The organism is Leifsonia sp. McL0607, from assembly GCF_049993355.1.
Lineage (GTDB): Bacteria > Actinomycetota > Actinomycetes > Actinomycetales > Microbacteriaceae > Leifsonia.
The window spans coordinates 906772-925438 of sequence record NZ_CP188253.1 but is presented as its reverse complement, the minus strand read 5'-3'; the positions used below and the strand labels follow the sequence as shown (position 1 = coordinate 925438).

Sequence of the window (18667 nt, the reverse complement as noted above, 5' to 3'; positions counted from 1 at the left end):
TCCTTCATTGTCCGGTCCAGTCGGCCGTGTCTTCCGGCAGTGCTGTCCACGTCTTAGATCGTTTTCCGTGGAGCCTGAGCGCAACTTCGAGTGCCTCGACGGCCCTTAACAGCACGAGAGCGACTAGCTCAGTCCCCGAGGTCATTCTCACTTGGGCCGTCTGATCCGCCTCGTTCACAATTGCCTCGGTACGGTGAAGTGCGGTCACGAGCGCCCATTGTTTGGCGTGAGACATTCCGGAGAGCAATTGCCAAACCGCCACCAGGGGCATCCGATCGTTGTGCGGAAGCGCAGGATCGCTGCTGATGACACGGTCTGCTGATGTGACGATCCGCGTGTGCGAGGAGCCGGTTGGGCGGAAAGCCTCCGCATCCCCGAGCGTCCCTCGAGCACGAACGAGGTCGCGGATCTCAGCGAGGAGTTGGTCGCGTGATTCAGTCCAGTCCTGGCCAAGGGACTTCTGGAACTCGAATTGCTTATGAGCCTCGTCCGCTGCGATTCCGTAGGCCCGGACAAGTCGCTCGTCGCGTGCATCAGGCGAAAGAAGATAGATGCCAAGCGACGCATTCTCGATCGCGGCTCGGAAAACTGGGTAGAGGGCCGTAATCGGCAGTGTGCCTGCCTCCAGGATCATTCGAGCAGTTAGTAGCGCGTCCATTGACGCCGCCATCGCGCCGCCCTGGAGCCCGCCCGCGCGCCATCGACCTAGAAACTGGTCGTCAACGTCCAAGGTTGAGCCGGGTTGAACAAGCATGTAGGGCCCGTCGAGCTTCGCCCGCAACTCATCGATTGTCGGGAACATCTGCGCCCATAGCGCGATTCCGAGCCGCTCCCTCTCCTCGTCTGGCGGCTTGTTGAAATCGAATGCGTCGACCGACATGGAGCTAACACTATGGCGAGGCGAGGGGTGGCGTCCCTGGGGGTGGATGCTCCTATTGTTGTCAAGCCGCTTTCGGGGGTTTGAGCTGAGTGAGTGCGAGGTTGGCGCGTTGTTCGAGTTCGGGGTCGGCTCGAGTGCCGATTTCGAGTCGGCGCAGCCGCTGGTAGGGGACGCCGAGGGTGGCTGCGAGGACGCTGATCGGAATGCCGATCGCTTGTCGTCGAGTTCGGAGGTCACGTCCGACCGGGTTGTCGGTGGCGGGGTTGAGCAGGGCGGCGTAGACCTCGTTCGCGATGTGTCGTTTCAGGCAGCGCATGATGTCGCGGTCGGTGAGCTGCTCTGCACGGCGCCGCTTGAAGTAGGCCATGGTGCGCGGGTCCCGATGACGCATGCGTAGCAGCACGATGCGGTGCAGTGCAGCGTTCGCGTGCCGGTTCCCGCCGCGAGAGAGTCGGTGCCGGGTGCGTTGCCCGGAGGAGGCGGGGATGGGAGCAACTCCGGCGAGGGCGGCGAAGCTGGCCCGGGTCCCTAACCGTTCGGGGTTGTCGCCAGCGGCGACGAGAAGCGTCGCGGCGGTGACCCTTCCGACGCCGCTCAACGACAGCAACGTGGGGTTCACCTGGCGGACCAGCGCCTCCAGGTGCTGCTCGATGACGTCGATCTCTGCCTGCAGGGTGAGGTGACGGATCGCGAGCCGCTTCAATGTCTGCCGTGCGACCGTCTTCGGGTCGAGCGACCCGCCCGTTCCAGGGCGGGTCTTCGCGAGCGTGGTCACGAGTCGTTGTCCGGTGTGGGTGCGGAACGCCTGCCGCACCAGCTCGGGCGAGGTGACTAGCAGCGCGTGGATCTGGTTCATCACCTGTGCCCTCGCCTTCGCCGCCGAGCGCCGCTCACCGAGGAGGATCCGCATCGACTCGACAGCACCATCACCAGACTTCGGGATCGCGGTATCAGTGGCGGCCAGGACCGTGACTGCAGCATGGTGCGCGTCCAGCGGGTCCGACTTGCCTCGCCGTCTTCGAGCTTGCCGGTCCTGACGAGCGACCTCGACGACCGTCAGCCCCGCGGCGTTCAGCGCACGGGAGAGCCCGGCCCCGTAGGAGCCGGTGCCCTCCACCCCCACCCGAACGACATCGCCCTGCTCCCGCAGGAACGTGATGATCTGCGCGTAGCCGCGGCCGTCGGCACGGAACTCACCATCCGCGACGGGTCTGCCGACGTGATCGAGGATCGCGACGTGGTGCGTGTCCTTGTGCGTATCGACACCAGCGACCAGCCCGCCCACCGGTGATGGCGGGTTTGCGAGAGGTGGCGCGACTGTCATGCTCGTCATAGACGGGATTCCCTTCCAACGGTGATGAACGTCACCGCGGGTCGGGCGGGTGCAGACAGCACAAAGGTGAGACGACTTCCCGGTCAGGCTCCTATCAAGTCATGTTCCCGCCCAGCCCGCAGCGACCCCGGGCGTCGACGGACAGATCCACAAAAAGACAGCCGCGAACGGCGTCCGTGTAGTTTCGGGTCACGCCGGCGCCCGGAGCCGAATCCATCATCTCTGTGTAGTTCTTGGGCTTGAGTGTCATGTCGTGGACGTGGGGAGCCATCGTGCGCTGGTCAGTGAGAACTGTCTAGGAATCTCACGGAAGGACACAACGCACGATGGCTCTTGACCAGTCTGCCCTCCTCGAGCTGCTCGGGGAACTCAAACTCACCGATGTCAGCGACCGGATTAGGGTCGCGACCGAAACCCTGTATCAGGAACTGATCGACGCGGAAGCGGCCGCGTTCATCGGCGCCGCCCCGTTCGAACGCAGCCCGGACCGGGTGGCGCAACGCAACGGGACCCGGCCGCGGGCGTTGACCACGACCGCGGGGGAGCTGGAGTTGAAGATCCCGAAGCTGCGCCAGGGCAGCTTCTTCCCGTCGTTGTTGGAGCGGCGCCGCCGGGTGGATCAAGCCCTGTTCGCGGTGGTGATGGAGGCTCTTATGTTCACGGCGTCTCCACCCGGAAGGTCGATGATCTGGTCAAAGCGCTCGGCGCTGGCACCGGGATCTCCAAGTCCGAGGTGTCCCGGATCTGTCAGAACCTGGACGAGGACGTTGCCGCGTTCCGGGACCGGCCGCTGGCGGACACCAGCTACCCGTATGTGTTCCTGGATGCCACCTACTGCAAAGCCCGCGTCGGCCGGCGGGTGGTCTCCCAAGCCGTTGTTGTCGCGGTCGGAGTCGCCGCCGACGGCCGCCGGGAGGTCCTCGGCTTCGAGGTCGGGGAGACCGAGTCGCAACCGTTCTGGACCGCGTTCCTGCGCTCGTTGAAAGCGCGCGGGCTGGGTGGGGTGAAGCTGGTGATCTCCGACGCCCACACCGGGCTGATCGAGCGTGTCAAATGGTGTGTGTAAGGGGTGGGTCTCCTTGCGAAAGGAAACACACTGTTGGCTATCGATAGGGCGTCGCGTGAAGAGCGGCGCAAGGTTCAGGCGGAGGGCGCGCAGCGTCTGATCGCGTCTGGGATGTTGGATGATCTGTTCGCGAAGATCGACGCGGGCGAGGTCCAGCTTGATGGGGATGGCGGGTTCATTCAGCAGCTGATCAAGACGGGTTTGGAGCGCGGATTGCAGGCTGAGCTGACGGAGCATGTCGGGTATGAGAAGGGTGATCCTGAGGCTGCGTTGCACGCGAACTCGCGGAACGGGGTGTTCTCTAAGAGCTTCCGCCGATAGGTCAGGGTTGTCGGGCGCTCCTGCCGTGCCAGCGGTGGCGTTTCCATCCTTCGCGAAGTAGTCGGCGGACGATGATGATGGCGTTGGCGAGGGCGATGAACGCGTCGATCACGCGGACGCGGCGTTCGGTGCAGATGTGGAGCTTCTTGAAGCCGCGGTTGTGCCAGGAGTTCGTGCGTTCCACGACCCAGCGGGCGCCGGCCTGGAGCGGGGTGCCCTTCTTGCTGATGACCCAGTCGCAGCCGAGGCTGCTTAGCAGGTTGCGGGTCTTGCCCGAGTCGTAGCCGGCGTCCAGGTGCACGGTGATCTGCTCGGGCAGGTCGAACCCGAACCGGGCCAGCTTCTCCAGGGTCGGGGCGAGCAGGGGCGAGTCGTGCCGGTTCGCTGGCGCTGCGACGACGCCGAGCGGGATCCCGCCGCCATCGACCAGGACCGAGCGTTTCGTGCCCTGCTTTCCCCGGTCTACCGGGGATCTGCCCGCGGCCTCACCTCCGCAGGGTGCTTTCACGATGCACCCGTCCACGGACAGGTTCGCCAGATCCAGGCCGATCATCTTCTCGTACCCGTTTAGGCAGAGCCGTTCCAGTTCGGTGAAGAGTCCCGCGGTGATCCATTCGTCGCGGCGGCGGCGGATCGTGGTGGCCGAGCAGGTGTGGTCGGCGATTTTCTCGTACGCGGCACCGAGGACGAGTACCTGGATCAGCTTGTCGAACACGATCCGGTCCGGGATCCTCGGCCGGTGGCCACCCCACGGGTGCTCGTCCACGACGGGTGGGATCAACGCTTCGAACTGCGCCCAAATGGGCTCGATGATGGAAGATGGAACAGCAGGCACGAGCACTCCTGGGCAACGACGGAATCTTGGTCGAAACCGTGTTTAACAGGGCTCGTGCCTGCCCTACGCCAACGCCACACCCCTACCTATCGGCGCGACCTCTAAGACGGTCGGAACCACCGCTGGAGAGGTCGAGTTGCGTATCCCGCGGGACCGGAACGGGACGTTCACGCCTCGGCTGGTCCCGACCGGAAGCCGGCGGCTCTCGCAGTTGGATGAGATGATCGTCTCGCTCTACGCCGGCGGGATGACCGTCCGCGATATCGAGCATCATCTCGTCTCCACGCTCGGTGTTGACCTCAGCCACGAGACGATCTCGAACATCACCGAGGAGATCGCCGACGAGGTCCTGGCGTGGCAGTCGCGGCCGCTGGAGGCGTTCTACCCAGTGATCTACCTGGACGCACTCGTGATCAAAGTCCGCGATGGCGGGCACGTCAGGAACAAGGCCGCGCATATCGCCGTCGGCGTCGGTGTGGACGGTATCAAGCACGTTCTGGGCATCTGGGTCCAGCAGACGGAGGGCGCGAAGTTCTGGGCGTCCGTCTGCGCCGAGCTTGCCAATCGCGGCGTCCGCGACGTGCTCATCGTCTGCGTCGACGTGCTCATCGTCTGCGTCGACGGACTCACCGGGTTCCCCGAAGCGATCGAGGCGACCTGGCCAGAATCGATGGTCCAGACCTGCGTGGTGCACCTGATCCGCAACGCGATGCGGTTCGTCGCCTACGGGCAGCGGAAGGCCGTCGCCGCGGCGCTCAAGCCGATCTACCAGGCGCCGACCGCCGACGCTGCGCAGGCGGCGCTGGACGCGTTCAGCGCGTCGCCGCTGGGGCAGGCGAACCCCAGATCAGCGCAGGTGTTCGAGGCCGCGTGGGAGCGGTTCACGCCGTTCCTCGCGTTCCCTCCGGAGCTGCGGCGGGTGATCTACACGACCAACGCGATCGAGTCGTTAAACTTCCAGCTACGGAAGATCATCAAGAACCGCGGGCACTTCCCGAACGACCAAGCAGCGGTCAAGCTGCTCTGGCTCGCGATCTGCAACATCGAGGACAAACGGGCACGCGACCGGGCGAGCGAGCGCGGTCTCGCCCGCGGCGCGAAACGCAAAGCCGAGGCACGCCTGGTCGAAGGACAGACCGTCACGAACTGGATGAAAGCTCTCGAGCAACTCTCACTCGTCTATCCCGAGCGCATCAACCACTACCTCTAACCCGAGGCACCGCCCACTTACACACACAACTTGACAAGCTCGGCTGATCGCCGCCATCGCCACCGTGTTCGCCGGCGCGGCCTGGCAACGCTGCCGCGTCCACTTCATGCGCAACGTTCTCACGAACGTTCCGAAGACCGCAGCCCCCATGGTCGCCTCGATCATTCGCACGATCTTCGCCCAACCCGACCCCGAGCACGTGAGCACCCAGTTCCAGGAGGTCACTCGGATGCTGGCCCGCTCGCACCCCAAGATCGCGGACATGCATCGAGGATGCCCGCGATGACCTGCTCGCCTTCACCGGGTTCCCGGTCGCGCACTGGCGGCAGATCTGGTCCACGAACCCGTTAGAGCGGGTCAACAAAGAGATCAAACGCCGCACCGACGTCGTCGGCACCTTCCCAAATCCCGCCGCGCTGCTGCGCCTGGCAGGGCACGTCCTGATCGAGCAACACGACGAATGGGACGGCGCCGATCGCCGCTACTTCAGCGAGCACTCCATGAAACTCCTGAACGCCGAACCCGAAGAGGTGGCAATCCCCGAACTCACTGCGGCATAATCACCAACAACTGATCCCGCACGGTGTCGAGAAACTCCACCACACAACGGGACGCCACCAGATCGCGACGAGCGGGGGCATCCTTGATACTCGTTGGCAACATTGAGGGTTCGTCGATTTCACCTACGCTTCACCCGCACGACCGATGTGCTGCTGCAACCCCTTTCCTGCCCTTGAAGGATGCGCATTCTCGGCGTGGATCTCGCTCGCGGCCTGGCCCTCCTCGCGGTGTTCGTTGCGCACACGGCCCCGATCGGGCCGTCCTCGCCGATCCCCGAACGTCTGCTGATGGGTGCGGACAACGTCGCGGCGCCGCTGTTCACGCTTCTGTTCGGCGTCTCGGCCGGGCTGGCAGCGCGATCCGCCGAGCAGGCTGGGCAGAGCCGAGGGCAGTTCCGGCTCTTCTTCGAGCTCCGCGCCCTTGTCTTGATCGGGTTCGGGGTGCTCGCCGACCTCGGCCAGCACAGTGTCATCCCGATCCTGCATTACCTCGGAGCGGTCGGGCTGGTCCTGATTCCGGTGCTCTATCTGCGGGCGCGGTGGCTGCTAGTCATGTCGGTTGGAGCCGTCGTGGTGAGCGCGATCGCGATGCCGTGGGCGCAGGCCCTGCAGATGACCTTGCGGGTGCAGGCGGTCCAGGGCGGTGGGTCTGGCTGGGCGGAGAACACTGTGGCCAGCCTGGTCGGCTTCGTGTTCTCGGACTTCGGCTATCGGGTGAGCGGCCTGCTCGCGTTCGCGCTGGCCGGCCTCGCCGTCGGACGGATCGCGCTTCAGAGTTGGGGGCGCCTGATGACCCTGTTCCTGGTCGGCGGCGCGCTCACGGCCGGCGCGCTCGGCGTCGGGCAGCTGACCGGGATCAGCACGGACGCGTACGCCGGCACCGCGCCCGAGCTGGTGAACGCGATCGGCCTGGCCGGCATGGTGCTCGCCGCCAGCTGCGCGCTCTCCGCGACCCCGCTGCGCCGCGTGCTCGCCCCCGTCTACGCCCTCGGCACCCTGACCCTGACCTTCTATGTCGCTCACATCGTCGTTCTCGGCGCATGGGCGTCGCTCACTGGGCTTTCCGACGACAAATGGTCGGTCCTGCTCGCGCTCAGCGTCGGCTCGCTCGCCGGCGCCTGGCTGATCCGCCGACGGTGGCGGCGAGGCCCGGCGGAATGGCTCGTCCACCAGGTCGCCCAGTTCCCCCTCGCCCGACGTCGCGGTACTCGCAGGGCCACGGCGACCGCGGGTCCAGAGCGCTTGGGCTGACCGCGGGCACCTGCGACGAGCCCGGGATCACCTGTGCTGGTGCACGACCTCGAAGCGCTCGACTAGGATCTCGGCGTGGTCCGACCAGGCGATTCCGAGACGAGCGCACTGCCGTTGCCAGTACACGGGGTGCTCGCGGATCCACAAGGCCCGGGTACGGTCGTCCTCGCCCTCGTCGAACGCGAACGCCGCATCCACCCGACAGGAACCGCCCGATCCGGAGCTCGATCACGCGAACGATCAGCCGCGGCTGCCCGGCGGAGTCGGTGACGACCCACTGGTCGCCGATCCACGGCAGCTCCTCCCCCTCCGCTTGATACTCCGTGAGCAGGGGTCGACGTCGTGCACTTGCGCCCGGTCGCCATGAGGGCGAGTAGACCGTCGGCGAGCGGACCACAGCGCGCGTAGGAGCGGCACCAAACCTGGGGCGCTTCACCCGTACGGTGTCGAGAAACTCCACCACACAACGGGACGCCACCCTGGATGATCTTTGCCATCCTCTCGGTCCCCTCATCACCGGATACGACGACTCGTGCAGGTCTTCGATCTCGTCGACTGCGGTGAGTCCGACCGCAGGGATGAACACTTCAGGATCGTCGAGTTCGCGGCGGCCGCGCTCTTGAGCGGCGTAGACCTTCATCGCGAGTAGGGTCTCCGCGTCTGCGACCTGGACAGTCACGCCGTCGGAGTCGTAGATGGTCAGCCAGCTCACTGGGCGACCACGGCTGGAGGGCACGAACTGCGCGGCGGCGTGGTTCAGCCAGTCGCTTCGCCAGTTCCGCTCGGACGCGATGGTGCTAAGGGACAGCAAGCACGACGTCGGGCCGGGACGTTGGGAAGAAGCGCGTCGCGAGACTGATGTGCCTCGCCGGCCTCACGGGGGTCTCGCATCGACGGAAGCGGCGCGGGTGCAAGCCCGACACGGCCACGCACGAGGACCTCGTGAAGCGGCAGTTCCAGGAGGACGGGCCGGACCGGCTCTGGCCGGAGGAGGGACATCCAGCGCATTCCGCGTGTTCGACGACGTCCTTGGCGTCGATGCGCCTCAGGTGCGTGTCGGGGCCGATGAGTAATTCGCGGCCTGGCCGGGGGAGGCTCCGCGCGCTTTCGGTTTTGGAGGCGACTCCCGCTGAACCTCGGGTCGGAGATCAGCGGAGGTTGTCGCGCAGTGCTGCCCGTGCCCGGATGGCGATGTGCAGGTTCAGCCGGGATTCGGGGTCGCTGATGTCACGGCCGCTCACTTGGCGGATCCGGCTGAGGCGATAGCGCAGCGTGCTCCGGTGGATGATGAGGGCGGCCGAGGCGCGGTCGTAGTTTCCGCCGGAATCGAGGTACACGGCGAGGGTGCGGACGAGTCCGGAGCGGTGTTGCCGGTCGTGCTCGATGAGGGCGCCGAGCCACTCGTCGACGTACCGCTCGAGCCTGACCCCGTCATCCGAGGTGTCGAGAATTCGGAGCACGCCGAGGTCGTCGTGATTGGAGAGTCCGAGTGGCTGCCGGGATTCGGTCCGGATGCGCACGGCCCGGTTCGCCTCGGCGAACGAGCGGGGGAGGTCGTGCGCCACGCAACGTCCGCCGATGCCGATCGTGCCTCGCACGCTGGTCAGGGCGGCGGACACTCTCTCGTAGAGGCTCGAGAGGTCGTGGCCGTCGGCGACCACCGCAAGCGTCGCCTCCGGTCGCCGTGAGATCAGGGCAGGCACGTGCATGGCCGCGAGCTCGTAGCGAACAGCCGCACTGACTTCGACGCCGTTCGGTGTCGGGGACTCCCAGGCGACGAGCACCACGCGTTGGAAGCCGCCGAGGTCGAAATGGAGCGCTTCGGCACGCGCGAGAGCGTCAACGTCCTCGGTGCCCGCGACGAGGTCATCCGCCAGGTCGCGACCGAGCCGGAGTTCGACTTCCGCGACGTTTCGGCGGTGGGTGAGTTCGACGGCGATCGTCGCGCTGGCGTAGTCGACTGCGAATCGGTCGTCGTCGCTCCGGCTGTCTTCCGGATCGTAGATGCCGATGACGCCGAGTGTCTCCCCTCGGGAGCGGATCGGCGTCGACCGCCAGCCGGTGCTCGAGTGCCCGGCCCCTGAGAGGTTTCCTGCGGACATGATAATCCCGGAAGGCGCCGAGGAGTCAGGGACGCTGACGAGCACGAGCTCATTGCCGAAGGAGTCTTGCAGCACGATCGACCGCTGGGTGATGGTGCTCACCGTTTCGACGATCTGCGCCTCGCCCTTTCCGGACCCAGCGGCTCCGACGATCGAATCACGGATCCGCTGTTGTGCGCTGAGGCGCACGATAGTGGCGGCCATCGTGCGATTGGAGGCCACTTGCGCCTTGCCGAGCCGGCGGAGTTCACGGGCCTGGCGGCGTTCGCGGTCGATGAGCTCTGCCGCGGCCAGCGCGGCTCCGGTCGGCTCCGCCAGCGCGAGGAGGAGGAACATCTGCGCACTCGACGGCTCCGCCGTCGCCTGGAGCACGAAGGCTCCCTTCACCTTCCCGGTCCCTCGGAAGAAGAGCGCGTACCGCCACGCCTCATGGTTCGCGAGGGCGAGAACACCACTGATTCCTGCTCGTGCTTCCACGAGCAGGTCGAGTCGATGGTCCTCCTCGCCCGAATACCGGACGAGCCGTCCGTGCGAGGTGACATACACGGCGGGAACGGCGCACCCGGCGATCTCCTTGGCCGATGTCTCTGCGAGGCGCAGCGTTTCGCGAGTGGACGGATGCTGGAACATCAGGGATCCCAACCTGAAGATGTCGTAGAGCCCCGGCTGCGTCTCGGCGTCGGGGTCGGGCTGCCCGACAGGGTCCGGATAGCTCGATGCGGCCATTGTGTGCACCCCCGAGAGCTAACGCTAACGCTCTCGGTTCGACTCGACAGTGCAACATTGGGGTCTTCTTTCGCCCTGGCGGGTCGAAGAGAACGCTCGACCGGAGGCGCACACTCGGCAGCGAGTACGGCGTGATCGATCGGCGCGATCGATCGTTGGAGGAGGGCCTCGTGACTCTGATGGGATTCGACAGCTTTCGCGATGTCGATCGTGTCGTCGAGCAGGCGCTCGGCGTCAACCGGCGTACCTTCGCGGTGCCGCTGGAGGCGTATCGGCGAGGAGATCAGTACATCGTGATAGCGGATGCGCCAGGAGCGGATACCGGCGACATCGACGTGCGAGTCGAGCGCAATGTCGTCACCATCACCGTGCAGCGTCGCCCGAAGTTCGCGCCGGACGACATCGTCCTCATTGACGAGCGCCCCCGCGGCGAGTTCGTCCGCCAGCTCTTCCTCGGTGACAGTCTCGACAGTTCGAGGCTCATGGCGCACTTCGGAAACGGTGTGCTGACCTTGGTTGTCCCGATCGACGAATCGAGCAAACCTCGTCAGGTGGACATCTCCGCCTCGCCTGACAGCGGCGGGGAGCGGCAGGCGGTGGCGGTGGGATCGGGCTCAGTCGCGCCGCCCGACGACGAAGTAGCAGGCAACGGCGAAAAGCCCTCGGGCGGTTGACCCGACGGCAGCACGAAGAAGGGAGCGTTCCATGGCCAAAGCAGTCGGCATCGACCTCGGCACTACGAACTCGGTGATAGCGGTATGGGAAGGAGGCGAGGCGAGAGTCATCCCGAACGCGGAAGGAGCTCGCACGACTCCTTCGGTTGTCGCCTTCACCGACACCGGTGAGCGACTCGTCGGGCAGCTCGCCCGACGACAGGCGATCTTGAACCCGAAGGGAACGATCTCGTCGGCCAAGCGCTTCATCGGGCGTTCCTTCGAGGAGATCGAACAAGAGGCCAAGGCGGTCGGATTCGACATCGCGGCCGGTCCGAACGGCGAAGCCAGGTTCACCGTCCGGGGCAAGCTGTACGCGCCGGAGGAGATCAGTGCGCTCGTGCTGCGCAAACTGGCCGACGATGCCGGCAAATTCCTCGGCGAGAAGGTCACCGAGGCTGTCATCACCGTTCCGGCGTACTTCAACGACGCACAGCGTACGGCGACGAAAGACGCCGGGCGCATCGCAGGTCTCGAGGTGCTCCGGATCATCAACGAGCCGACTGCAGCAGCCCTCGCGTACGGGCTGGACAAGAAGGAGCACGAGACCGTTCTGGTGTTCGACCTCGGCGGCGGCACTTTCGACGTGAGCCTGCTCGATGTCGGCGACGGCGTCGTGGAGGTGCGCTCGACTGCAGGTGACACGCACCTCGGCGGAGACGACTTCGATCGCCGCATTGTCGATTACCTCGCGGACGAATTCCAGAAGGAGAACGGCATCGATCTCCGCCAAGACCCCCAGGCCCTCCAGCGACTGTTCGAGGCCGCGGAGAAGGCGAAGGTCGAACTCAGCACGGTGAGCCAGACGCAGGTGAGCCTGCCGTTCATCACGGCGGACTCCGCTGGTCCGAAGCACCTGACGACCACGCTCAAGCGCGCCACCTTCGACAACATCACCGCCGATCTGGTCGAGCGTTGCCTCGGCCCGGTGCGCCAGGCGATGGAGGACGCCACGGTCACCGAGAACGACATCGACGAAGTCATCCTCGTCGGCGGTTCGACGAGGATTCCTGCGGTGCAGAACCTCGTCAAGCGGCTCACCGGGGGTAAAGACCCGAACATGACCGTGAATCCGGACGAGGTGGTCGCCATCGGCGCGTCCATCCAGGCGGGAGTGCTGAAGGGAGAAGTAAGCGACGTGCTCCTGCTCGACGTGACGCCGCTCTCGCTCGGCGTCGAGACGCGCGGCGGGGTGATGACGACGATCATCGAACGTAACACCACCATCCCCGCGCGTCGGAGCGAAGTGTTCTCCACCGCGCAAGACGACCAGGACTCGGTCGAGATCGTCGTGCTGCAGGGCGAGCGCGAGCGCGCCGCGGACAATCGCGTCCTCGGCCGGTTCACGCTGACCGGCATCCGCCCTGCCCCGCGCGGTGAGCCCCAGATCGAGGTCACGTTCGACATCGACGCCAACGGGATCCTCAACGTCACTGCCCGCGACAAGGACACCGGAGCAGAACAAGGCATCACCATCAGTGGAACCACGACCCTCGACCAGGCCGAAATCGAACGGATGGTGCGCGAGGCCGAGCAGCACCGTGCCGAAGATCAGCGACTACGCGAAGACATCGATGCCCGCAACGAGTTGGACGCTGCTGCATACCGGGTCGAGCGGGCGCTCTCGGAGCGCGGCGAGGCTGTGCCGGCCCATGAGCGGTCGCGCGCCGAGATGCTGGTCGGGCAGGCGAGGGACGCCGTCGGGCGCGATGTCTCCGCATCCGAGGCGCGAGAGCTGACGAGCGAGTTGCAGCAGGTGGATGCCGCCCTGTCCGTCGCTCGTGCGGCCCAGGGATCGTCCTCCTCGGACAGCGCGGCCCAGGTCGACGACACCGACGACGTCATCGACGCCGACTTCGATCGGAATTGAAGGACCCCCGGATATGGAGACCTCGGACCCGCGCGGTGCGGAAGGCGAGGAGGAGCTCGCGTCCGCCGACCGGGCCGACGCGACGAACAAGCCGGCCCCAGAGCCTCCGGACGAACGGGATGCCCGTCTCGCGGAGCTCGAGGATCGCTGGCGTCGTGCGGCCGCGGATCTGGACAACGCCCGCAAGCGGGCCGCTCGCGAACTCGCCCTGGCCCGCGACGCCGAGCGCGCTCGCGCCGCGTCCGTTTTCCTCCCCATCGTGGACGGGCTCGCGGACGCGGTCACCTACGCGAAGCAGGTGAACGACCCTCTCGCCGAAGGTATCGAGTCGATCCGCGAACAGGCCGTCGCCGCCCTCGAGCGCCTCGGCTACCCGCGCATCGATGCGGCGGGCGTGCCCTTCGATCCGCGCATCCACGAGGTCGTGTCGGTCGTCGACAGGGATGACCTGGCGCCGCGGACGGTGGCGGCCGTCACCCGGCTCGGATTCGGCGTTCCCGAGCGACTGCTGCGGCCCGCCGGCGTTGTCGTCACCGCAACGCGGGAGTGACGCCGTGGCAGACGACTACTATCAGCTGCTGGGCGTCTCGCGGTCGGCCGACACCACGGAGATCCAGCGCGCCTACCGCAAGCTGGCACGCAGATACCACCCGGATGTGAACAAGCAGCCCGGCGCAGAGGACACGTTCAAGCAGATCAGCGAGGCGTACCACGTGCTGAGCGACCCCGAGTCGCGGCCGCAGTACGACCGGTTCGGACCGGACTTCCGTCGCTACGCGGGCGCCGAGCGCGAGTACGCCTCGCAGGCCGCCGGCGGCGGACGTAACGGAGGCCGCGCCAAGGCTCGCCCGGGGGCGTCGGGGTTCAGCTGGTCGAGTGCGCAGGCGGGAGCGGGCCCGGGCGGCGCGTCGGTCGACTGGGACGACATCTTCGGTGACGTCTTCGGTTCGAGACGCGGAATGGACGCCGAAGCCGAACTCGAACTGACGATCGAAGAGGCCTTCCGCGGCGGTCCCCGGACGATCGTCCTCTCCGGGCCGGACGGTGAGCGTCAGACGTTCGAGATCCAGATCCCGCCCGGCGCCCTCGATGGGCAGCGCATTCGTGTCTCCGGCGGCGGACGAACCGGAAGACAGGATGGCGCGGCGGGAGACCTGATCATCACAGTCAAGATCAGGCCGGACCGGCGACTCCGTCTCAATGGCAAGGACATCGAGATGGACCTCTCGATCTCTCCCTGGGAGGCCGCCCTCGGGGCGAGCGTCCCGACTCGTGCTCCCGGCGGCCCCATCACCGTACGGGTGCCCCCTGGATCCTCAAGCGGCCGAAGGCTGCGGCTGAAGGGCCAAGGCATGCCCAAGCCCGGCGGGACGCCGGGCGACCTGTTCGCCAAGGTCAAGATCATGGTCCCGTCCCGGCTCACCGACCGCGAACGTGAGCTCTTCGAGCTGTTGAAGCGTGAATCCTCCTACAATCCGAGGTCGTCATCATGAGTTCCCCCTTACTCCCGGTGATCCCGCCCCGCCTGGACCTCGCGATGGTCGCCGCTGCGTCCGGCGTCCACCCCGAGCTGGTTCGACGATTCTTCGATCTCGGGCTCGTTCCCGCCAGCACGGACGGTTCGGGTCGCCTGTGGTTCGCCCCGGGCGCGCCCGAACAGGTAAGACGGGTCGTGCGGCTGCACGCCGACCTGTCGCTCAACTACGCCGCCATCGCTCTCGTCATCGACCTGCTCGCCCGGATCGACGTGCTCGAGGGCCGGCGATCGGTGATCCGCTCCGGAAAGGAGACTCCGCCATGGAGATGAACAAGCTGACCCAGAAGTCCCAGGAGGCATTGCAGGACGCGCAGAGCGTCGCGAGTCGTAACGGGCAGACGGAAACCGAGAACGAGCATCTTCTGCTCGCCTTGCTCGTGCAGGAAGGCGGTCTGATCCCCCGACTGCTCGAAGCAGCCGGCGTCGATCTCACTGTCCTTCTCAATGAGGTGCAGCACGCGATCGAGCGCAAGCCGAGTACCAGCGGCCCCGGTGCGACACCCGGCCAGGTGTTCCTCTCCAAGGCCCTGGCGGCGACCCTCGATCGGGCCGAGCGGGAGGCGACTCGGCTGAAAGACTCCTACGTCTCGGTCGAACACCTGCTTCTTGCGCTCGCCGATGACCCCGGCGGCGGCCCGGCCACGCGCCTTCTGCAGAGCAACGGCGTGACACGGGAGACCTTCCTCAAGGCGCTGACAGCTGTTCGCGGCAATCAGCACGTGAACTCCGCGACTCCCGAGCAGACGTACGAGGCGCTGGAGAAGTACGGCCGCGACCTGGTGGCCGACGCGCGTGTCGGCCGTCTCGACCCCGTCATCGGACGCGACACCGAGATCCGCCGCGTCGTCCAGATCCTGTCGCGCAAGACGAAGAACAACCCGGTGCTGATCGGTGAGCCTGGCGTCGGCAAGACGGCCATCGTCGAGGGCCTGGCGCAGCGGATCGTGCGCACCGACGTCCCCGAAGGACTCCGCGACAAGACGATCTTCCAGCTCGACCTCGCGGCACTCGTCGCGGGCGCCAAATACCGCGGCGAGTTCGAAGAGCGGATGAAGGCAGTACTGGCCGAGGTCGTGGCCGCTGAGGGGCGCATCCTCCTGTTCATCGACGAACTCCACGCCCTCGTCGGCGCCGGAGCCACCGAAGGCGCGATGGACGCGGGAAACATGCTGAAGCCCATGCTCGCCCGCGGTGAGCTTCATCTCATCGGCGCGACCACATTGGACGAGTACCGGCAGCACATCGAGAAGGATGCCGCCCTCGAACGGCGCTTCCAGACCGTCCTGGTGGATGAGCCGAGTGTCGAAGACGCCATTTCGATTCTCCGCGGACTGCGCGAACGCCTCGAGGTCTTCCACGGAGTGCGAATCCAGGACAATGCGCTCGTAGCCGCCGCGACTCTCTCGCACCGGTACATCACCGACCGGTTCCTGCCCGACAAGGCCATCGACCTCGTCGACGAGGCCTGCGCCCGGCTGCGCACAGAGATCGACTCGATGCCGGCCGACCTCGACGAGCTCACCCGGCACGTGACCCGGCTCGAGATCGAGGAGGCAGCGCTGGAGAAGGAGAAGGACAAGCCGAGCCGGCTCCGCCTCGAGGAGTTGCGACGCGAACTCGCCGACCTGCAAGCGGAAGCCAACGCGAAACGTGCCCAGTGGGAAGCTGAGCGTCAGGCCATCCGCAAGGTGCAAGAGCTCCGAAGCGAACTCGAGAAGGTGCGTCGCGAGGCGGAAGACGCCGAGCGCAGCTACGACCTCAACCGAGCAGCCGAGCTGCGTTATGGCCGGCTCGCCGAGCTCGAGCGACAGCTTTCCGCCGAAGAGCAGAGGCTTCAATCGAAACAAGGCCGGCAGAGGCTCCTGCGTGAAGTGGTGACCGAAGAGGAGATCGCCGAGATCGTCGCAGCCTGGACAGGCATCCCGGTAGCGCGACTCCAGGAAGGGGAGCGCGCGAAGGTGCTGAAGCTCGACGAGGTCCTGCACGAGCGTGTCGTCGGCCAGGAGGAAGCGGTGAGACTGGTCACCGAGGCGATCATCCGTGCGCGGTCAGGCATTCGCGACCCTCGACGGCCGATCGGCTCCTTCATCTTTCTGGGGCCGACAGGCGTCGGCAAGACGGAGCTCGCAAAAGCCCTGGCCAGCGCCCTCTTCGACAGCGAATCCGCGATGGTTCGGCTCGACATGAGCGAGTACCAGGAACGGCACACGGTCAGCAGGCTGGTAGGAGCCCCTCCCGGCTACATCGGCTACGACGAGGGCGGCCAGCTCACCGAGGCCGTACGGCGGCGACCGTACTGCGTCGTCCTCTTCGACGAGATCGAGAAAGCGCATCCGGATGTGTTCAACACACTGCTGCAGGTGCTCGACGACGGGCGCATCACCGATAGCCAGGGTCGCACGGTCGATTTCCGCAACACCATCGTGATCATGACCTCCAACATCGGGGCCGAACACCTGCTGACCAGCGCCAGGGACAGCAGCGGAGGCCTCACCCAAGGCGTCAGGGATCTCGTGCTGGCGGAGCTCCGCGGCCGTTTCCGGCCAGAGTTCCTCAACCGGGTGGACGATATCATCATCTTCGCCCCACTCGGTCTGGAGCAGATCGAGTCCATCGTGGACCTCCTGATGGGCGACCTGGCGCGCCGGCTTGCGGAACGCCAGATCGCGCTCGAAGTGACGCCTCAGGCGCGACACCTGATCGCGGAGCGAGGCTACGATCCGCTCTACGGCGCGAGACCGCTGCGCAGATACATCTCGCACGACATCGAGACGCGCTTGGGGAGGGCGCTCCTCTCCGGGGCAGTTCTGGATGGCTCAACCGTGCGTGTCGACGTACGCGGCGGCGACATCGTCGTCGATGCGCTGCAGACGCCGGCTGCGTCGAGCGCCGATGCCGAGGTCGCGGTATGACGAATCAGAGCGCGACCAAGGTCACCCGCTGCGCGTACTGCGGTCGCAAGAACCGCGTCCCCGTCGCCGCGAGCGGACGCCCCCGCTGCGCGAACTGCCATCGGCCCCTCCCGTGGATCGTCGATGCTCTCGATGACACCTTCGCGGAGATCGCCGTGAAAGCGGATCCGCCGGTGATCGTCGACATGTGGGCCACCTGGTGCCGTCCGTGTCGAATGGTCAGCCCGGTGCTGGAGCAACTGGCTACCGAGCGAGCGGGCGAGGTGAAGCTCGTCAAGGTGGATGTCGACCGGTCGCCCCGGTTGTCGTCTCGATTCTCGGTGCAGGCCGTGCCGACCCTGCTGATCATGGACCACGGGGAGGTGATCGCCCGTCAGGCGGGGGCAGCGCCCGTGGCTGTCCTGCGCCGCTGGTTCGATGACGCGATGGCGCAGCACATTCAGGAGGAGAGGAGCTCCGGCGACGGCGAGGCAACGGGGGCGATTCGTGATCGATCGTAGGATCCGCATATCGCGTGCGTTCGCTCAGTGGCTCCGAGTACCTCTACACCTTGGCTCACATCGTGCGACGCGAAGGTGCTCTGATCAGCTCAGCGCTCGGTCGGGGGAGTGAAGAGGCTTTCGATGGGCTTGTCGAAGAGACGGGAGATTCGGAACGCCAAGGGCAGCGATGGGTCGTACTTGCCTGTCTCAAGCGCGACGACGGTCTGCCGGGACACATTCAATTGCTCGGCCAAGATCGCTTGGGTCCAGCCGCGGGCTTCCCGTTCCGCGCGGATCAGGTTCTCCATTACGCGCTCGGGGCGCCGACGATGAGGTTGGTGGTCTCCCACGACAGGATGCCGAGGACGGCGATGACCCAGCCAGTGTTCGGAACGCCGAAGCCGGCCGAGCTCAGCGTGCCCAGAGCGATGGCGGAGACCATCGAGACCGTGAATCCTACGGCGAGGCCGGGGAAGAACAGTTTGCGCTGGTACTCGTCCATCCGACACACGCGCTGCGTGACCGCGATCACCATCCAGACCAACGGGACGATTGGCAGCACCGCCCAGAACCATCGCCACGGACCCGGCGTCTGACCCCAGTAGTACAGCGCGACGTTGGGGAGCAGCAGGAGCGCAGCGCCGCTCCAGATCTGCGCGCGGAACACGCGGCGACGGTGTAGCTCGCTCGCGGATTCGCCGCCAATGTCAAGGTTGCTTGTCATGCCTCCAAGCGTACGTGAGGCACCGAAATCAGTCAAGGTAACTTGACACTACGTCGCCATGCGCCCGCTCGGAGGTCACCTGGCCCTCCTTGCGAAAACACTTGACAATCGAACTGAGCGCACTCAGAATTGAGTAAAGTCGGTA

Annotated in this window: 15 protein-coding genes and 4 pseudogenes; 12 read left to right on the top strand and 7 right to left on the bottom strand. The window is 66.2% G+C overall.

Features of this window, described 5'->3' with window-relative positions; genetic code table 11:
* Positions 1–4: 4 nt before the first annotated feature.
* Positions 5–880 (bottom strand): hypothetical protein, encoded by an 876-nt coding sequence (locus tag ACPPVW_RS04565; RefSeq protein WP_426625347.1) that lies wholly within the window; start codon positions 878–880, stop codon positions 5–7.
* Between the two features lie 61 nt (positions 881–941).
* Positions 942–2213, bottom strand: a complete 1272-nt coding sequence (locus ACPPVW_RS04560; RefSeq protein ID WP_426625346.1) for an IS110 family transposase — start codon at positions 2211–2213, stop codon at positions 942–944.
* Positions 2214–2539: 326 nt separating this feature from the next.
* On the opposite strand from ACPPVW_RS04560, the pseudogene ACPPVW_RS04555 reads away from it, so the two are divergent.
* Positions 2540–3252: pseudogene (locus ACPPVW_RS04555) on the top strand (IS256 family transposase); the annotation flags it as partial.
* Positions 3253–3375: 123 nt separating this feature from the next.
* Positions 3376–3588 (top strand): annotated as a pseudogene (locus tag ACPPVW_RS04550) (transposase); the annotation flags it as partial.
* 13 nt (positions 3589–3601) lie between these two features.
* Here ACPPVW_RS04550 and ACPPVW_RS04545 read toward each other — a convergent pair.
* Positions 3602–4435: an IS5 family transposase gene (locus ACPPVW_RS04545; protein WP_426623971.1), complete on the bottom strand. Its 834-nt coding sequence runs from the start codon at positions 4433–4435 to the stop codon at positions 3602–3604.
* Between the two features lie 91 nt (positions 4436–4526).
* On the opposite strand from ACPPVW_RS04545, the pseudogene ACPPVW_RS04540 reads away from it, so the two are divergent.
* From ACPPVW_RS04540 to ACPPVW_RS04530, 3 genes and pseudogenes are all read left to right on the top strand, one after another.
* Positions 4527–5645, top strand: a pseudogene (locus ACPPVW_RS04540) (IS256 family transposase); the annotation flags it as partial.
* A gap of 43 nt (positions 5646–5688) precedes the next feature.
* Positions 5689–6205 (top strand): annotated as a pseudogene (locus ACPPVW_RS04535) (transposase); the annotation flags it as partial.
* 195 nt (positions 6206–6400) lie between these two features.
* Entirely contained in the window at positions 6401–7456 is a 1056-nt protein-coding gene (locus tag ACPPVW_RS04530) for an acyltransferase family protein (protein WP_426625345.1), read from the top strand.
* Between the two features lie 27 nt (positions 7457–7483).
* Here the strand turns inward: ACPPVW_RS04530 and ACPPVW_RS04525 are convergent, their stop codons facing one another.
* Both ACPPVW_RS04525 and ACPPVW_RS04520 read right to left on the bottom strand, forming a co-directional pair.
* Positions 7484–7654 carry a hypothetical protein gene (locus tag ACPPVW_RS04525; RefSeq protein ID WP_426625344.1) on the bottom strand — a complete coding sequence of 57 codons (171 nt, stop codon included), beginning with the start codon at positions 7652–7654 and terminating at the stop codon, positions 7484–7486.
* Positions 7655–8604: 950 nt separating this feature from the next.
* Positions 8605–10284, bottom strand: coding sequence for a PucR family transcriptional regulator (locus tag ACPPVW_RS04520; protein ID WP_426625343.1), 1680 nt, complete (start codon positions 10282–10284; stop codon positions 8605–8607).
* Positions 10285–10439: 155 nt separating this feature from the next.
* Between ACPPVW_RS04520 and ACPPVW_RS04515 the strand changes: the two genes are divergently transcribed.
* From ACPPVW_RS04515 to trxA, 7 genes are read left to right on the top strand one after another with little or no spacing between them, the layout of a single operon-like run.
* Entirely contained in the window at positions 10440–10958 is a 519-nt protein-coding gene (locus tag ACPPVW_RS04515; protein ID WP_426625342.1) for an Hsp20/alpha crystallin family protein, read from the top strand.
* Positions 10959–10989: 31 nt separating this feature from the next.
* On the top strand, positions 10990–12867 hold the full coding sequence (dnaK, locus tag ACPPVW_RS04510) for a molecular chaperone DnaK (RefSeq protein WP_426625341.1): 1878 nt from the start codon (positions 10990–10992) through the stop codon (positions 12865–12867).
* A 13-nt stretch (positions 12868–12880) separates the two neighbouring features.
* Positions 12881–13417 carry a nucleotide exchange factor GrpE gene (locus ACPPVW_RS04505; protein ID WP_426625340.1) on the top strand — a complete coding sequence of 179 codons (537 nt, stop codon included), beginning with the start codon at positions 12881–12883 and terminating at the stop codon, positions 13415–13417.
* A gap of 4 nt (positions 13418–13421) precedes the next feature.
* Entirely contained in the window at positions 13422–14360 is a 939-nt protein-coding gene (locus ACPPVW_RS04500; protein ID WP_426625339.1) for a DnaJ C-terminal domain-containing protein, read from the top strand.
* The gene (locus ACPPVW_RS04495; RefSeq protein WP_426625338.1) at positions 14357–14674 is read left to right on the top strand and encodes a chaperone modulator CbpM; all 318 of its coding nucleotides are present in this window, start codon (positions 14357–14359) and stop codon (positions 14672–14674) included. The genes ACPPVW_RS04500 and ACPPVW_RS04495 overlap by 4 nt, the downstream gene beginning before the upstream one ends.
* The gene (clpB, locus tag ACPPVW_RS04490; RefSeq protein ID WP_426625337.1) at positions 14665–17316 is read left to right on the top strand and encodes an ATP-dependent chaperone ClpB; all 2652 of its coding nucleotides are present in this window, start codon (positions 14665–14667) and stop codon (positions 17314–17316) included. The genes ACPPVW_RS04495 and clpB overlap by 10 nt, the downstream gene beginning before the upstream one ends.
* Positions 17313–17816 (top strand): thioredoxin, encoded by a 504-nt coding sequence (gene trxA, locus ACPPVW_RS04485; RefSeq protein ID WP_426625336.1) that lies wholly within the window; start codon positions 17313–17315, stop codon positions 17814–17816. The genes clpB and trxA overlap by 4 nt, the downstream gene beginning before the upstream one ends.
* An 89-nt stretch (positions 17817–17905) precedes the next feature.
* Here trxA and ACPPVW_RS04480 read toward each other — a convergent pair whose 3' ends face one another.
* Positions 17906–18106 (bottom strand): helix-turn-helix transcriptional regulator, encoded by a 201-nt coding sequence (locus ACPPVW_RS04480; protein ID WP_426625335.1) that lies wholly within the window; start codon positions 18104–18106, stop codon positions 17906–17908.
* On the bottom strand, positions 18106–18522 hold the full coding sequence (locus ACPPVW_RS04475) for a hypothetical protein (protein ID WP_426625334.1): 417 nt from the start codon (positions 18520–18522) through the stop codon (positions 18106–18108). The genes ACPPVW_RS04480 and ACPPVW_RS04475 overlap by 1 nt, the downstream gene beginning before the upstream one ends.
* Between the last annotated feature and the right edge of the window lie 145 nt (positions 18523–18667).

Excerpts from the sequence above, each read along its gene's own strand:
- ACPPVW_RS04565 (WP_426625347.1), bottom strand. The coding sequence starts at position 880 with ATGTCGGTCGACGCATTCGATTTCAACAAGCCGCCAGACGAGGAGAGG.
- ACPPVW_RS04560 (WP_426625346.1), bottom strand. The coding sequence starts at position 2,213 with ATGACGAGCATGACAGTCGCGCCACCTCTCGCAAACCCGCCATCACCG.
- ACPPVW_RS04520 (WP_426625343.1), bottom strand. The coding sequence starts at position 10,284 with ATGGCCGCATCGAGCTATCCGGACCCTGTCGGGCAGCCCGACCCCGAC.
- dnaK (WP_426625341.1), top strand. The coding sequence starts at position 10,990 with ATGGCCAAAGCAGTCGGCATCGACCTCGGCACTACGAACTCGGTGATA.
- ACPPVW_RS04505 (WP_426625340.1), top strand. The coding sequence starts at position 12,881 with ATGGAGACCTCGGACCCGCGCGGTGCGGAAGGCGAGGAGGAGCTCGCG.
- ACPPVW_RS04495 (WP_426625338.1), top strand. The coding sequence starts at position 14,357 with ATGAGTTCCCCCTTACTCCCGGTGATCCCGCCCCGCCTGGACCTCGCG.
- clpB (WP_426625337.1), top strand. The coding sequence starts at position 14,665 with ATGGAGATGAACAAGCTGACCCAGAAGTCCCAGGAGGCATTGCAGGAC.
- trxA (WP_426625336.1), top strand. The coding sequence starts at position 17,313 with ATGACGAATCAGAGCGCGACCAAGGTCACCCGCTGCGCGTACTGCGGT.
- ACPPVW_RS04480 (WP_426625335.1), bottom strand. The coding sequence starts at position 18,106 with ATGGAGAACCTGATCCGCGCGGAACGGGAAGCCCGCGGCTGGACCCAA.
- ACPPVW_RS04475 (WP_426625334.1), bottom strand. The coding sequence starts at position 18,522 with ATGACAAGCAACCTTGACATTGGCGGCGAATCCGCGAGCGAGCTACAC.